This window comes from Streptomyces sp. NRRL S-455 (assembly GCF_000717875.1).
GTDB lineage: Bacteria > Actinomycetota > Actinomycetes > Streptomycetales > Streptomycetaceae > Streptomyces.
This window is the reverse complement of the sequence record NZ_JOCT01000011.1, coordinates 143831-157859: the sequence shown is the minus strand read 5'-3', so window position 1 is coordinate 157859 and position 14029 is coordinate 143831. Positions and strand designations below refer to the sequence as shown.

The following is a 14029-nucleotide window of genomic DNA, read 5'->3' as shown; positions in this document are numbered from 1 at the left end:
GGCAGGGGCGGGCCGGCGTCGTCGGCCCGCCCTCCGGTATGCGCCGGTCCGTGCGTAGGGTGGTCCCACCCGTCAAGCCCTACGAAGGGACACCCACACGATGGCGATCCAGGTCGGCGAGAAGGCCCCCGACTTCGAGCTCAAGGACAACCACGGCGCGAGCGTGAAGCTGTCCGACTTCCGCGGTTCCAAGAACGTGGTGCTGCTCTTCTACCCCTTCGCCTTCACCGGCGTGTGCACCGGCGAGCTGTGCGAGCTGCGCGACAACCTGCCGCAGTTCGCCGACCGCGACACCCAGCTGCTCGCCGTCTCCAACGACTCCATCCACACCCTGCGCGTCTTCGCCGAGCAGGAGGGCCTGGAGTACCCGCTGCTGTCCGACTTCTGGCCGCACGGCAACGTCTCCCGGGCCTACGGCGTCTTCGACGAGGACAAGGGCTGCGCGGTGCGCGGCACCTTCGTGATCGACAAGGGGGGCGTCGTGCGCTGGACCGTCGTCAACGGCCTGCCGGACGCCCGCGACCTGAACGACTACGTGAAGGCGCTCGACTCCCTGTGACGCCGGTCGGGTGTCATGCGCCCGACACCCGCCGCAATGTCGGCTTCTGGGCCTGCGAGGGGCGGGAACCCGTCACTAGGATCGACTCGTTGACCCGACATCCGAGCACAACGGGGCATCCCGCCCCTGGACACCAATGGAGGACTCGTGGGAGTCAGCCTCAGCAAGGGCGGCAACGTATCGCTGACCAAGGAGGCGCCGGGCCTCACCGCGGTCATCATCGGTCTGGGGTGGGACGTCCGCACCACGACCGGCACCGACTTCGACCTGGACGCCAGCGCGCTGCTGCTGAACAGCTCCGGCAAGGTCGGAAACGACCAGCACTTCATCTTCTTCAACAACCTCAAGACGCCGGACGGCTCCGTCGAGCACACCGGCGACAACCTCACCGGTGAGGGCGAGGGCGACGACGAGCAGATCAAGGTCAATCTCGCCACCGTCCCGGCCGACGTGGAGAAGATCGTCTTTCCTGTCTCGATCTACGACGCCGAGACCCGCCAGCAGTCCTTCGGCCAGGTGCGCAACGCGTTCATCCGCGTCGTGAACCAGGCCGGTGGCGCCGAGATCGCCCGTTACGACCTGAGCGAGGACGCCTCCACCGAGACCGCCATGGTCTTCGGTGAGCTGTACCGGCACGGCGCGGAGTGGAAGTTCCGCGCCATCGGCCAGGGCTACGCCTCGGGCCTGCGCGGCATCGCGCAGGACTTCGGTGTGAACGTCTGAGCCGCCTGACGGCCCCTGGCGACACGGGCCCCAGGTTCTTCCCGTCCGGCGCTGCACGGTTTACGTGCGGCGCCGGACGTGCAGGACCACCTCAGTAATGCCATCCGGGGAGGGACAGCAGCATGGGTGTCACGCTCGCCAAAGGGGGCAACGTCTCCCTGTCCAAGGCCGCACCGAACCTCACTCAGGTCATGATCGGGCTCGGCTGGGACGCGCGCTCCACCACCGGAGCGCCCTTCGACCTCGACGCCAGCGCCCTGATGTGCGGTGGCGGGCGCGTGCTCGGGGACGACTGGTTCGTCTTCTACAACCAGCTCAAGAGCCCGGACGGATCGGTCGAGCACACCGGTGACAACCTCACCGGCGAGGGCGACGGCGACGACGAGTCGCTCCTGATCGACCTCTCGAAGGTGCCGCCCCGGTGCGACAAGATCGTCTTCCCGGTCTCCATTCACCTGGCCGACGAACGCGGCCAGACCTTCGGCCAGGTCAGCAACGCGTTCATCCGCGTCGTGAACCAGGCCGACGGCCAGGAACTCGCCCGCTACGACCTCAGCGAGGACGCCTCCACGGAGACCGCGATGATCTTCGGTGAGGTCTACCGTCACCAGGGCGAGTGGAAGTTCAGGGCCGTGGGGCAGGGGTACGCGTCGGGTCTGCGTGGCATCGCACTGGACTTCGGGGTCAACGTCTCATAACGCGATATGAGCAAAATGCGGGCCCCTCTGGGCGGCGGAGCGGGCCCCACTAGACTTCGGCTTCAAAAGTTCGTAAAGCCGGGTACGGCGCGGGGGAGCCCCGTACACACACGATTGGGTAGCCAGTGGTTCTGAAAACCTTCGGGTGGTCGTTCGCGGTCACCGCGCTCGGCCTGGTCGCAGCGGTTCTCTACGGAGGATGGACCGCGTTCGGCGTCGTCGCGATCCTCTCCATCCTCGAGATCTCGCTGTCCTTCGACAACGCGGTGGTCAACGCCGGGATCCTGAAGAAGATGAATGCCTTCTGGCAGAAGATCTTCCTCACCATCGGCATCCTGATCGCCGTCTTCGGCATGCGGCTGGTCTTCCCTGTCGTGATCGTCGCGATCAGTGCCCAGCTGGGCCCGATCGAGGCCGTCGACCTCGCCCTCACGGACAAGGACCGCTACCAGGAGCTGGTGACCGACGCCCACCCGTCGATCGCCGCCTTCGGTGGCATGTTCCTGCTGATGATCTTCCTCGACTTCATCTTCGAGGACCGGGACATCAAGTGGCTCGGCTGGCTGGAGCGCCCGCTGGCCAAGCTCGGCAAGATCGACATGCTGTCGGTCTGCATCGCCCTCATCGTCCTGCTGATCTCCTCGATCACCTTCGGCGCCAACGCCCACCAGCACGGCGGCACCCATGCCGACAAGGCGGAGACCGTCCTGCTCTCCGGTATCGCCGGTCTGATCACCTACATGATCGTCGGCGGCCTCTCCGGCTACTTCGAGGACAAGCTCGAAGAGGAGGAGGAACGCGAGCACGAGGCCGAGGAGAAGGCCGCGCGCGAGGGCAAGCCCAAGTCGGCGGTCAAGCTGGCCGGCAAAGCCGCGTTCTTCATGTTCCTCTACCTCGAGGTCCTGGACGCCTCCTTCTCCTTCGACGGCGTGATCGGCGCCTTCGCCATCACCAACGACATCGTGCTGATGGCCCTCGGCCTCGGCATCGGCGCCATGTACGTCCGGTCGCTGACGGTCTACCTGGTCCGCCAGGGCACCCTCGACGAGTACGTCTACCTGGAGCACGGTGCGCACTACGCCATCGGCGCGCTCGCCGCGATCCTGCTCGTCACCATCCAGTACGAGATCAACGAGATCATCACCGGCATGATCGGCGTCGTCCTGATCGGTGCCTCGTTCTGGTCCTCCGTGCGCCGCAACCGCGCCATCGCGGCGGCCGGGGGAAAAGCCGGCTCGGACGAGAAGACTGAGGTCTCGTCCGGGGTGTGACACCCCTCCGGGTGAGGAACGCTCTGTGCGGGGCGGCCACCGAGGTGACTCCTCGGGGCCGCCCCGTCGGTCGTCAAGGGCCGTGGGTACGACGATGACCCGCGGTCTCCAAGTGAACGTGGGGGCGGAATGGGCCTGTTCGACGGACTCCGGCGCGGCGATGTGCAGTTCGACTCGGGTCACGCGGCAACCAACGCGATCGAACTGACCAAGCGGCGCGCGCAGATATCACTCACCAGGCAGGGCGCGGCCACCGGCCATCTGCGCGTCAACCTGAGCTGGCGGATGCGCACCTCCGACATCGGCGGCGCGCAGCGCGAGAGCCTGCTGCGGCACCCCTTGCGGGCCCTGAAACCGCCGGAGGTCGTCGGCCACAGCCAGTCCATGGTCAACGTCGACCTCGACCTGGGCTGTCTCTACGAACTCCAGGACGGCACCAAGGGCGTCGTCCAGCCCCTCGGCGGCTACTACGGCGACGTCAACGCCCCGCCGTACGTCAAGCTCAGCGGCGACGACCGCTTCGGCTCCGGTTCCGGCGAGACGATGTACATCAACCTCGACCACCGCGAGCACATCAAGCGGCTCCTGGTCTTCGTCTACATCTACGACCAGACACCCGCCTTTGACCGCACGCACGCCAGTGTCACGCTGTACCCGAGCAGCGGCCCGCGCATCGAGATCCACCTCGACGAACGCCAGCCACAGGCCCGCTCCTGCGCCGTCGTCATGATCGAGAAGGTCAAGAACGAGATCATCGTGCGCCGTGAGGCGAAGTTCGTCTACGGGTTCCAGGCGGAGCTGGACCGGCTGTACGGGTGGGGGCTGCAGTGGGGCCGGGGTTACAAGACCAAGGTCGACCGCTGAGGGACCGGGCAGGCCCGGGCTTCGCCCGGGAGGGGCGGAGGTGTGTGTGAGGATCCCCGCATGAATGATTTACAGGATCCCCGGGTGAATGATCTACGCGTCCGCCCGGCCACCGAGGCCGATCTGGCCACCCTCGTCCGCCTCCGTGACGACGCAGCCCGCTGGATGCTGGCCCGCGGCGTCACCGGGCAGTGGCGGCCGGGGGAGCTGGACGAAGACCACTTCCGCCGCGTCATGGCACATGGGGAGGTCTGGATCGCGGCGTCCGGCGGGCGCGTCGCCGGCGCCTGGGAACTGTGGTGGCAGGACGAGGCCGCCTGGGGCCCGCAGCCGCCCGTGGCCGGATACGTGCACCGGCTCATGGTGGACCGGAGCAGCGTCGCGCCCGGCACGGGACGGCGGCTGCTGAAAGTCGCGGAGCGCCGGGTGGCCGCCGCGGGGCGGACCCGTGTACGCCTTGACTGCCTGGCCGGCAACGCACAGCTCAATGCCTACTACCGGGACGCCGGTTACCGGGTCGTGGGCCACAAGGAGGGCAAGCCGCAGCCGGGCGGGGCACCCAAGTCCTTCACTCTGCTGGAGAAGGATCTCCGGCAGGCCGGGGAGGGCGGAGACTGAGGCTTCTCCGCCCCCCGCCTCTCACCGTCCGATGAACTGCGGGCCCTGCGGGGGCAGGCGGAAGTCGGGGTCGGGGGCCGCGGCGGCGACGGGCTGCGGATAGCCGTATCCCGACTGCGCCCCCGTGGCACCCGCCGTGGCCGGTGCCTGGGGGTAGCCGTAGGCGGACTGGCCGGCCGGCTGCGGATAGCCGTACGCCGGCTGGGTCGTCGCGGGCTGCTGCGGCGGATAGCCGTAGGCGGGCTGCGTGGGCACCGCGGTCGGCTGCTCCGGCGGCAGCGGCCGGGACACCTCGGGGGCGGGCGGGGCCGGGGCCGCGGGCTGCTGGGTGGTCCCGGCCGTGGTCGGGGGTGAGGGAACGGTCGTGGTCGGCGGCTCCTCCGCCGCCTCCGACTCGTCCACCGAGATGCCGTAGTCGGTCGCCAGTCCCTGCAGGCCGTTCACATAGCCCTCGCCCAGCGCCCGGAACTTCCAGCCTTCCCCACGCCGGTACAGCTCGCCGCAGATCAGCGCGGTCTCCTCGCCCGTCTCCGGCTTGACGTCGAAGTACGCCAGCGCCTCCGTGTCGCTGCCCGTGGCGTCGTACAGCAGAATGCGCAGCGCCCGCACGCGGTCGAAGGGGACGCCGTCCGCCGATGCGACCAGCAGAATCCGGCTGACTCCCGACTCGACACCGGTGAGGTCCGTCTGGATCGTGTCGGTCAGGCCCTCGGCGACCCGCTTCTTGCCGAGCCGCCACACCATCCCGGAGGGGTGCCGGGGCTGATTGTAGAAGACGAAGTCCTCGTCGGAGCGCACACGTCCGTCGGCACCGAGGAGCAGCGCGGAGGCGTCGACGTCCGGAACCCCCTGCCCGGGTGTCCAGCGCAGCACGGCGCGCACCGTGGCGGCCTCGAGCGGGACGTTCGACCCCTTCAGCATCGCGTGCGTCATACGGTCATCCTGCCTTCTCGGTCCTGCTCACGACAACGCGGGGCCGCGGCGTCACGAGCGGCGCAGACGGCCGTCGCGGACTACCGTCGTCATGGCCGGGTCTGGCTGTGCTTGCCCGCGTTACCTGAAATTCATGCCTGATGGGAACCTCTGACATGGCCTTCTACGTACTATTACCGGCCACCTTTCGACGATTCGCAGGCCGCATAACCACCACGGGGGAGTTCCATGCGTCATTTCGGGCACATCGCCCCTGAGGTGCGGAAGCGTCTCTTTCACCGCGAACCGTGCGTGTTCACGCCGGACTCTCCGGCCCGGCTGCTCTCGGCGGCCCTCGGCGCGACCCTCTACAGCCCGGCCACCCGGCCGCGCCTCGCCGACGACATCCTCAAGCAGGCCGGGCGCGGCGTGGTCTCGATGGTGCTGTGCCTGGAGGACTCGATCGACGACGCGGAAGTCGGTCCCGGCGAGGAGAACCTCGTCGGCCAGCTCACGGCCCTCGCCGGCCTTCCGGACGCCGACGTGCCGCTGCTGTTCATCCGGGTCCGTGTCCCCGAGCAGATCCCCGACCTCGTGCGCCGCCTCGGGCCCGCCGCCCGCCTGCTGTCCGGATTCGTCCTGCCCAAGTTCACGGAGGAACGCGGCATCCCCTTCCTCGAGGCGCTGGGGACCGCCGAGGCCGAAAGCGGCCGTCGTCTTTTCGCCATGCCGGTGCTGGAGTCGCCGGAGCTGCTCTACCGGGAGTCCCGCGTGGACACCCTGGAAGGCATATCCCGTGCCGTCGACAAGTACCGCGACCGCGTCCTCGCCCTGCGCCTCGGCGTGACGGACTTCTGCTCGTCCTACGGGCTGCGCAGAGGCCCCGACATGACGGCGTACGACGTGCAGATCGTCGCCTCCGTGATCGCCGACGTGGTGAACATGCTGGGCCGCGCCGACGGCACCGGCTTCACCGTGACCGGGCCGGTGTGGGAGTACTTCCGGGTGCAGGAGCGCATGTTCAAGCCGCTGCTCCGGCAGAGCCCCTTCCTTGAGGTGCAGGCCGCGGAACTGCGCGAGAAGCTGATTGAGCACGCCATGGACGGCCTGCTCAGGGAGATCTCCCTGGACCAGGCCAACGGACTGCTGGGCAAGACCTGCATCCACCCCTCGCACGTGCTGCCGGTGCACGCCCTGTCGGTCGTCAGCCACGAGGAGTTCTCGGACGCCCAGGACATACTGCGCCCCGAGCGCGGCGGCGGGGGCGTGCTGAGGTCGGCGTACACGAACAAGATGAACGAGGTGAAGCCGCATCGGGCCTGGGCCGAGCGGACCCTGCTGCGTGCCGAGGTCTTCGGCGTGGCGGGCGAGGACATCGGCTTCGTGGAGCTACTCGCGGCCGGCCTGCCCCACTGAACGCACGGCATCCGACGCAAACAATCATGGAGAAGGCAGTGAACGAGGGGGTGCACCACGAGGTGCGCGACGCGGGGCGCCACGGGGCGCGGACCGGCACGGACGGTACGGCCGACGGGACGGACGGCGTCTGGTCCGGCAGCTGGGTCGCCGAGCGGCTCGGCGTCGAGCTCGTCGGCGGCGACCGGCTGACCGGCCTGCTGGGGCTGGCGCTGCGCCGCAACCCCAAGCGGGCCCACCTGCTCGTGTCGAACGTGCTGGGCAAGCACGTGCCGCAGTCGCCGTCCGTCGTCTACGGCCACGGGGTCGAGCTCGGCCGCCGGGTACGTGAGCTGCTGGGCCCCGACGAGGCCCGCCGGGCGGTCGTGCTCGGCTACGCGGAGACCGCGACCGGCCTCGGCCACTCCGTCGCCGACGGGCTGGGCCTCGCCCCCTACCTGCACTCCACCCGCCGCCCCGTCGCCGGTCTCGCACCGGCCGGCGGCTTCGAGGAGTCCCACTCGCACGCCACCTCGCACCTGCTGCTGCCGGAGGATCCCGCGCTGCTGGCCGGCGACGGGCCGCTGGTGCTGGTCGACGACGAGTTCTCCACCGGGAACACAGTGCTGAACACCGTCCGGGATCTCCATCAGCGGTATCCGCGGCGGCGGTACGTCGTGGTCGCGTTGGTGGACATGCGGTCAGCCGCCGACGCGGGGCGGCTGGAGGAGTTCGCGCGGGAGATCGGCGCGCGGGTGGATCTCGTGGCGGCGGCTTCGGGGACCGTGCGGCTGCCCGAGGGGGTGCTGGAGAAGGGGCGGGAGCTGGTGGCGCGGTACGAGGCCGAGAGTGCCGGGTCGGAGAGTGCCGGGGCAGGTCGTACGTCGGCTGCGGCGCCGTCGTGGCCGGTCGCGCCCCGCGGCGGAGCCGCATATAGACACGGCCCCGCGCCCCTTGAGGGCGTTGCCGGCATGCCCCTCTCAGGGGCGCGGGGAACTGCGCGAACAACCCCCACCGGCCCGCGGCCGGACGACTACCGCATAGACCTGCGCTGGCCCGCCGGGCTGCCCGACGGTGGTCGGCACGGTTTCACACCCTCCCATCGGGAGCGCCTGGAAGCGGCCCTGCCCGGCATGGCGGCACGGATCGCCCAGGCGCTGCCCGCCAACGCGCGCCGCGTGCACATACTCGGCTTCGAGGAGCTGATGTACGCCCCGCTCAGACTCGCCTGCGAGCTGGAGCGGATCGCCGACGCCGAGGTCCGCTACTCGACCACGACCCGCTCGCCGGTCCTCGCCGTCGACGACCCCGGGTACGCGATACGCACCCGCCTGGTCTTCCCCGCGCACGACGACCCGGCCGACGGCCCCGGCGAGCGGTACGCCTACAACGTCGCGGGCGCCGGCTTCGACGCCGTCGTCGCCGTCGTCGACTCGGTCGCGGACACGCCGCGGCTGCACGCGCCCGACGGCCTGCTGGCCCAGCTCGCCGCACACACCCCGCAGGTCCTCCTCGCCGTCGTACCGTCGTACGCCCCAGAGCCCTCGCCCGCCCCCGAAAGGCCCTCCATGTTGCCCGAGCCCCTCCGCGGCCCCGCCTTCTCGTCGTACGCGCCCGAGGAGGTCGGCTGGCTGCTCCAGGACCTCTCGGACGTGACGCTGGAGGCGCCGACCGAGGAGCGCGAGGAGGCGATCCAGAGCGGCGGCGCGCACTACGCGGAGTCGCTGCCCGTGGAGTACCAGCCGAGCGAGCAGTACCAGGAGCTGTTCCACACCGCGCTGGAGGAGTCGGCGGCCCGCATCGCCCAGGCGACCGGGGTGGTCACCGAAACGGTCCTCACCGAACGGTCCCCCCGCCCGGTCCTGGTCTCCCTGGCCCGCGCGGGCACACCCGTCGGCATCCTCATGCGCCGCTGGGCCCAGCACCGGCACGGCCTCGACCTGCCGCACTACGCGGTGTCCATCGTCCGCGGCCGGGGCATCGACGCCAACGCGCTGCGCTGGCTCGCCCGGCACCACGACCCCCGGGACGTCGTCTTCGTCGACGGCTGGACCGGCAAGGGCGCCATCACCCGCGAACTCGCCCAGGCCCTGGAGGAGTTCGAGAAGTCCGACGGCATCACCGGTTTCAACCCCGAGATCGCCGTCCTGGCCGACCCGGGCTCCTGCGTACGGACCTACGGCACCCGCGAGGACTTCCTCATCCCCTCCGCCTGCCTCAACTCGACCGTGTCCGGGCTGATCTCGCGGACCGTGCTGCGGGCGGACCTCGTCGGCCCGCACGACTTCCACGGCGCCAAGTTCTACCGCGAACTCGCCGGCACCGATGTCTCGGTGACCTTCCTGGACGCCGTGTCCGCCCGCTTCCCGGAGATCACGGAAGCGGCCTGCGCCCAGGCCAAGGAACTGCTCGCCGCGGACCGCTCGCCCACCTGGGAGGGCTGGGCCGCCGTCGAGCGCATCAGCGAGGAGTACGGCATCCACGACGTGAACCTCGTCAAGCCCGGCGTCGGCGAGACCACCCGGGTGATGCTGCGCCGCGTGCCCTGGAAGGTCCTGGCGCGCGCCGGGGCGGGCAGCGACCTCGACCATGTCCGCCTGCTGGCCGAGCAACGCGGCGTGCCCGTCGAGGAGGTCGACGGACTGCCCTACACCTGCGTGGGCCTCATCCACCCCAGGTACACCCGGGGTGCGACCGGCGCCGACGGCAAGGCGGTGACCCTCTGATGCCCGCACTCGTCGCCAGCGACCTCGACCGCACACTGATCTACTCCGCCGCGGCTCTGGCACTGACCATGCCGGACGCACGGGCGCCCCGGCTGCTGTGTGTCGAGGTGCACGAGAGCAAGCCGCTGTCGTACATGACGGAGACGGCGGCCCAGCTCCTCACCGACCTGGGCGACGCGGCCGTGTTCGTGCCGACGACGACCCGGACGCGCAGGCAGTACCTGCGCATCAACCTGCCGGGCCCCGCGCCCACGTACGCGATCTGTGCCAACGGTGGCCATCTGCTGGTGGACGGTGTCTCCGACCCCGACTGGCACGCACAGGTCACCGCACGACTGGCCGACCAGTGCGTGCCCCTCGACGAGGTGCGGGAGCACCTGCTGCGGGCGGCCGACCCGGTCTGGGTGCGCAAGCACCGCGTCGCCGACGACCTCTTCGCCTACCTTGTCGTCGAGCGCGAACTCCTGCCGGAGGACTGGGTGAAGGAACTCGCGGTGTGGGCGGAGAACCGGGGCTGGACCGTGTCTCTGCAAGGCCGCAAGATCTACGCGGTGCCCAAGCCGCTCACCAAGAGCGCGGCGCTGCGTGAGGTCGCCCGGCGGACCGGTGCCGATCTCACCCTCGCCGCGGGCGACTCACTGCTCGACGCCGATCTGCTCCTCGCGGCGGACCAGGGCTGGCGGCCGGGCCACGGGGAGTTGGCCGACAGCGGTTGGACGGCACCCGCGATCAAGGCGCTTCCCGAGCGGGGCGTCCTCGCCGGGGAGCGGATCCTGCGGGAGTGCCTGGGGGCGGTGCGGGGCGCCGGCGCTGGATTCGGCCGGTTCGCCTAGGAGTTCGGGAGGTGCGGTGGTCCTGCGTGTGCGGCTTCGTCGTGGCTGGTCGCGCAGTTCCCCGCGCCCCTTTCGGGGCGTCGTAGTAGCCGTAGCGCGATGAAGACCAGCACCGCGAAGGCCGCCACGACGAGGACCACCTTCGAGTAGGTGGAGACGATGTCCGTGACCTGGTGCCATTTCGCGCCGAGCAGGTAGCCCGCGAGGACGAACACCGTGTTCCAGATCGCGCTGCCGAGCGTGGTCAGGCCCAGGAAGACCGGCAGCCGCATCCGCTCGACACCCGCCGGCACGGAGATCAGACTGCGGAAGATCGGGATCATCCGGCCGAAGAACACGGCCTTGGTGCCGTGCTTCAGGAACCACGCCTCGGTCTTCTCGATGTCCGAGACCTTCACCAGCGGCAGCCGGCCCGCTATCGCCACCGTCCGGTCGCGGCCGAGCAGCGCCCCGACCCCGTACAACGCGAGCGCGCCGATCACCGAGCCGGCCGTCGTCCACAGCAGGACGGCGAGCAGGCTCATCCGCCCGCTGCTCGCGGCGAACCCGGCGAGAGGCAGGATCACCTCGCTGGGCAGGGGCGGAAACAGGTTCTCCAGGGCGATGGCGAGACCGGCACCCGGCGCGCCCAGCGCGTCCATGAGGTCATTGACCCACTGCGGCCCGGCGTCCGTGGCCGGACCCGCCGAGACCGCGTCCGCCGTGATCGTGTGCGCTGCGATGGCTGCCATGGCAGCCACGCTAGGAAACCGAACCTGAAGGCTCCCTGAGGAAGCGACGCTCAGCCGCAGCAGCCGCCACCGCAGCAGCCGCCTCCGCCTCCGCCGCTCGCGCGAGGTGCCGGGGCGGGGGCGGAGGCGGAGCCGCCGACCGCTACCGTGGAGAGGAGTTTCACCGTGTCGTCATGGCCGGCAGGGCACGGCGCGGGAGCGGAGGACTCCGCCATGGGGCGGCTCAGTTCGAAGGTGTCGCCGCAGGTCCGGCAGCGGTACTCGTAGCGAGGCATGGGGACAGATTAATCCGAGGCGACGGAAATTCCGCCCCTTCGGGATCTCTTTCGATCATTCCCGCCTCAACCAGTGTGGAGAAGCTGTAAAGGCCACTGGTAGCTTTCAATCGTCGCGAGAGCCGTAAGGCTGGGGGGAAGTGGGCGCGCTGCGGTTGACCGCGGCAGCCGTGCCCGTTCGCGTGAGCACCACCGTAAGCGGGGAGGGGAGACGCAGCCGTGACCGAGGCTGGGCGGGAACCGGACGAGACCATGCAGTTGAAGGCTCCCGCTTCCTCACATGCGGAATATGCGAAATATGCGGAACGTGCGGACGAGACCATGCAATTGCGCACGGGCGACGTGGTCGCGTCCACCAGCGCGGCCGCATCCACGGGTTCGGCCCCGGGCAGGCGTGCATCCGGCGGATCGCGCCGTCGGCGCAAAGCCCCCCGGCCCTCCCCGCTGGCCCCGCTCGTCGCCCGCGTCGCGCCCTACGCCCGCCGTCTGAGGCCCCGGTACCCGCACCCCGACCGCACCGGCTGGCGCCGCTGGGCACCCTCCTGGCGGCAGGGGCTCGGTGCCGCGCTGACCTTCACCGGCCTGACCGTCGCTTTCCTGGGCGTCGCCTACGCCGCCACCGACATCCCGGAGAACATCAACTCGTACGCCACCCAGCAGGACAACGTCTACTACTGGTCCGACGGAACCCCCATGGCCCGCACCGGCTGGGTGCACCGGCAGGAGATGCCCCTGAAGGACATACCCGCGGACGTCCGCGAGGCGGTCCTGGCGGCGGAGAACGCCAGCTTCTACAGCGACCCCGGCATATCCCTCAGCGGCCTCACCCGCGCCCTGTGGCGCACCGTCGGCCAGGGAGACACCCAGGGCGGCTCCACCATCACCCAGCAGTACGTCAAGAACGTCTACCTCAACCAGGACCGCTCGGTCAGCCGCAAGTTCACCGAGGCCATGCTCGCCCTGAAGCTCGACAACGAGATGAGCAAGGACGACATCCTCGAGGGCTACCTCAACACCAGCTGGTTCGGTCGCGGCACCTACGGCATACAGCGCGCCGCGCAGGCCTACTACGGCAAGGACGTCCGCGAACTCGACGCCGGCGAGGCCGCCTTCCTCGCCTCCCTCCTCAAGGGCGCCGGGCTCTACGACCCCTCCCTGAGCAAGGACAACCACGCCCGGGCGGTGGAGCGCTGGTCCTGGATCCTCGACCGCATGGTCGACATCGGCACGCTGTCGAAGTCCGAGCGGGCCAAGTACAAGGAGTTTCCCGAGCCGCTGAAGCGGGCGCCGGGGTACGACACCGGCAAGCAGAGCGACTACCTCGTGGTGCTGGCCGCCCAGTACGCCAAGAAGAACGCACGTATCTCGGACAAGGAGTTCGACCTCGGCGGCTACCAGATCTACACGACCTTCGACCGCAAGCAGGAGTCCGCGCTCACCGACGCCGTGACCAAGGCCCGCGAGCAGGCCCGGAAGGACGACCCGGCCAAGGCGAAGACCGTGCACTACGGAGCGGCCTCGGTGGCCACCGACGGGCGGATCCTCGCTCTCCACGGCGGCCCCGACCACCGCAGGCAGGGCTACAACGAGTCGAACGCGACCACCGTGCCCGCCGGTTCGGCCTTCCAGCCGTTCGTCTACGCCGCCGCCCTCGAGCACGGCGTGCAGAAGACCCGGGACGGCGCCCGGACCGAGGTCACTCCGCAGACCCTGTACGACGGGGACGACGGCATTCCCGTCATGACACCCGAGGGCCCCTACTGGGACCGCGGCGGCAAGCAGGTCGCCGCCCGCAACGACGGCAGGAAGTCCTACGGGCGGATCAGCCTGAGCCGGGCGCTCGCCCTGTCGGTGAACACGCCGTTCATGCAACTCGGCATGGACACCGGCCTGGACAAGGTGCGGGACACCGCTCAGGCGGCCGGCCTGCTCTCCTCCAGCTTCGGCGCGCAGGTCCCCGCGATGTCCCTGGGCAGTGCCACGCCCAGCGCGATCCGCATGGCGAGCGGATACGCCACCTTCGCCGCCGGAGGCACCCACGTCGAGCCGTACTCGGTGGCCCGGGTCACCCGCAACGGCTCCCGGGTTCCGCTGACGAAGCCCGCGTCCCGCCGCGCGGTGAAGGCGAGCGTGGCCGAGGCGGTGCAGTCCGCCCTGACGGACGCCTTCCGCACCGCCCACCCCGAGGCGGACTCGTCCGCAGGGGTGGCCGGGAAGGCCGGCACCGTGCAGAAAGACACCGCGTCCTGGTACGTCGGAACGGCGAACTCGGTGTCGACGGCCGTCGTGGCCTACCGCCTCGACCTCACGAAGAGCCTGGAACCACTGCCGCTGCAGGGGATCGCGGGCACCTCCGGCGACAGCGTCCCGTACACCATCTGGTCCGATGCCCGGGGCCTCGGCTGACCCCCGCGCCCGGCACCA

13 protein-coding genes are annotated in these 14029 nt (G+C 70.1%); 10 read left to right on the top strand and 3 right to left on the bottom strand.

Going from position 1 to position 14029, the window contains the following annotated elements; all coding sequences use genetic code 11:
- Positions 1 to 100 precede the first annotated feature (100 nt).
- The 6 genes from IE97_RS0115515 (at position 101) to IE97_RS0115490 (ending at position 4733) form a co-directional block, all read left to right on the top strand.
- Entirely contained in the window at positions 101 to 559 is a 459-nt protein-coding gene (locus tag IE97_RS0115515; RefSeq protein WP_030238957.1) for a peroxiredoxin, read from the top strand.
- A 147-nt stretch (positions 560 to 706) separates the two neighbouring features.
- Entirely contained in the window at positions 707 to 1282 is a 576-nt protein-coding gene (locus tag IE97_RS0115510; RefSeq protein WP_030238954.1) for a TerD family protein, read from the top strand.
- A 122-nt stretch (positions 1283 to 1404) separates the two neighbouring features.
- Entirely contained in the window at positions 1405 to 1980 is a 576-nt protein-coding gene (locus IE97_RS0115505) for a TerD family protein (protein WP_030238950.1), read from the top strand.
- A gap of 125 nt (positions 1981 to 2105) precedes the next feature.
- A complete protein-coding gene (locus IE97_RS0115500; RefSeq protein ID WP_030238946.1) occupies positions 2106 to 3251 on the top strand; it encodes a DUF475 domain-containing protein in 1146 nt (381 codons plus the stop codon).
- A 129-nt stretch (positions 3252 to 3380) separates the two neighbouring features.
- Complete coding sequence (locus tag IE97_RS0115495; RefSeq protein ID WP_030238942.1) at positions 3381 to 4115, top strand: TerD family protein; 735 nt, start codon at positions 3381 to 3383, stop codon at positions 4113 to 4115.
- Positions 4116 to 4175: 60 nt separating this feature from the next.
- Complete coding sequence (locus IE97_RS0115490) at positions 4176 to 4733, top strand: GNAT family N-acetyltransferase (RefSeq protein ID WP_030238938.1); 558 nt, start codon at positions 4176 to 4178, stop codon at positions 4731 to 4733.
- Positions 4734 to 4754: 21 nt separating this feature from the next.
- Here the strand turns inward: IE97_RS0115490 and IE97_RS0115485 are convergent, their stop codons facing one another.
- On the bottom strand, positions 4755 to 5666 hold the full coding sequence (locus IE97_RS0115485) for a TerD family protein (protein ID WP_030238935.1): 912 nt from the start codon (positions 5664 to 5666) through the stop codon (positions 4755 to 4757).
- A gap of 228 nt (positions 5667 to 5894) precedes the next feature.
- Here IE97_RS0115485 and IE97_RS0115480 point away from each other — a divergent pair, with 228 nt between their 5' ends.
- Genes IE97_RS0115480 through IE97_RS0115470 form a run of 3 tightly spaced genes read left to right on the top strand, consistent with a single transcriptional unit; the run spans position 5895 to position 10599 of the window.
- Complete coding sequence (locus IE97_RS0115480) at positions 5895 to 7061, top strand: HpcH/HpaI aldolase/citrate lyase family protein (protein WP_030238932.1); 1167 nt, start codon at positions 5895 to 5897, stop codon at positions 7059 to 7061.
- 26 nt (positions 7062 to 7087) lie between these two features.
- Positions 7088 to 9766 carry a phosphoribosyltransferase gene (locus IE97_RS0115475; protein WP_037844356.1) on the top strand — a complete coding sequence of 893 codons (2679 nt, stop codon included), beginning with the start codon at positions 7088 to 7090 and terminating at the stop codon, positions 9764 to 9766.
- A complete protein-coding gene (locus IE97_RS0115470) occupies positions 9766 to 10599 on the top strand; it encodes a hypothetical protein (protein ID WP_030238925.1) in 834 nt (277 codons plus the stop codon). The genes IE97_RS0115475 and IE97_RS0115470 overlap by 1 nt, the downstream gene beginning before the upstream one ends.
- Here IE97_RS0115470 and IE97_RS0115465 read toward each other — a convergent pair.
- Together IE97_RS0115465 and IE97_RS40305 are read right to left on the bottom strand one after the other, a co-directional pair.
- Positions 10596 to 11330, bottom strand: a complete 735-nt coding sequence (locus tag IE97_RS0115465) for a DedA family protein (RefSeq protein ID WP_051704996.1) — start codon at positions 11328 to 11330, stop codon at positions 10596 to 10598. The two genes, IE97_RS0115470 and IE97_RS0115465, sit on opposite strands and share 4 nt — an antisense overlap.
- Positions 11331 to 11380: 50 nt before the next feature.
- Complete coding sequence (locus tag IE97_RS40305; RefSeq protein ID WP_030238917.1) at positions 11381 to 11605, bottom strand: FmdB family zinc ribbon protein; 225 nt, start codon at positions 11603 to 11605, stop codon at positions 11381 to 11383.
- A gap of 252 nt (positions 11606 to 11857) precedes the next feature.
- Here IE97_RS40305 and IE97_RS0115455 point away from each other — a divergent pair, with 252 nt between their 5' ends.
- Positions 11858 to 14011: a transglycosylase domain-containing protein gene (locus IE97_RS0115455; RefSeq protein ID WP_234331827.1), complete on the top strand. Its 2154-nt coding sequence runs from the start codon at positions 11858 to 11860 to the stop codon at positions 14009 to 14011.
- The last annotated feature ends 18 nt before the right edge of the window (positions 14012 to 14029 follow it).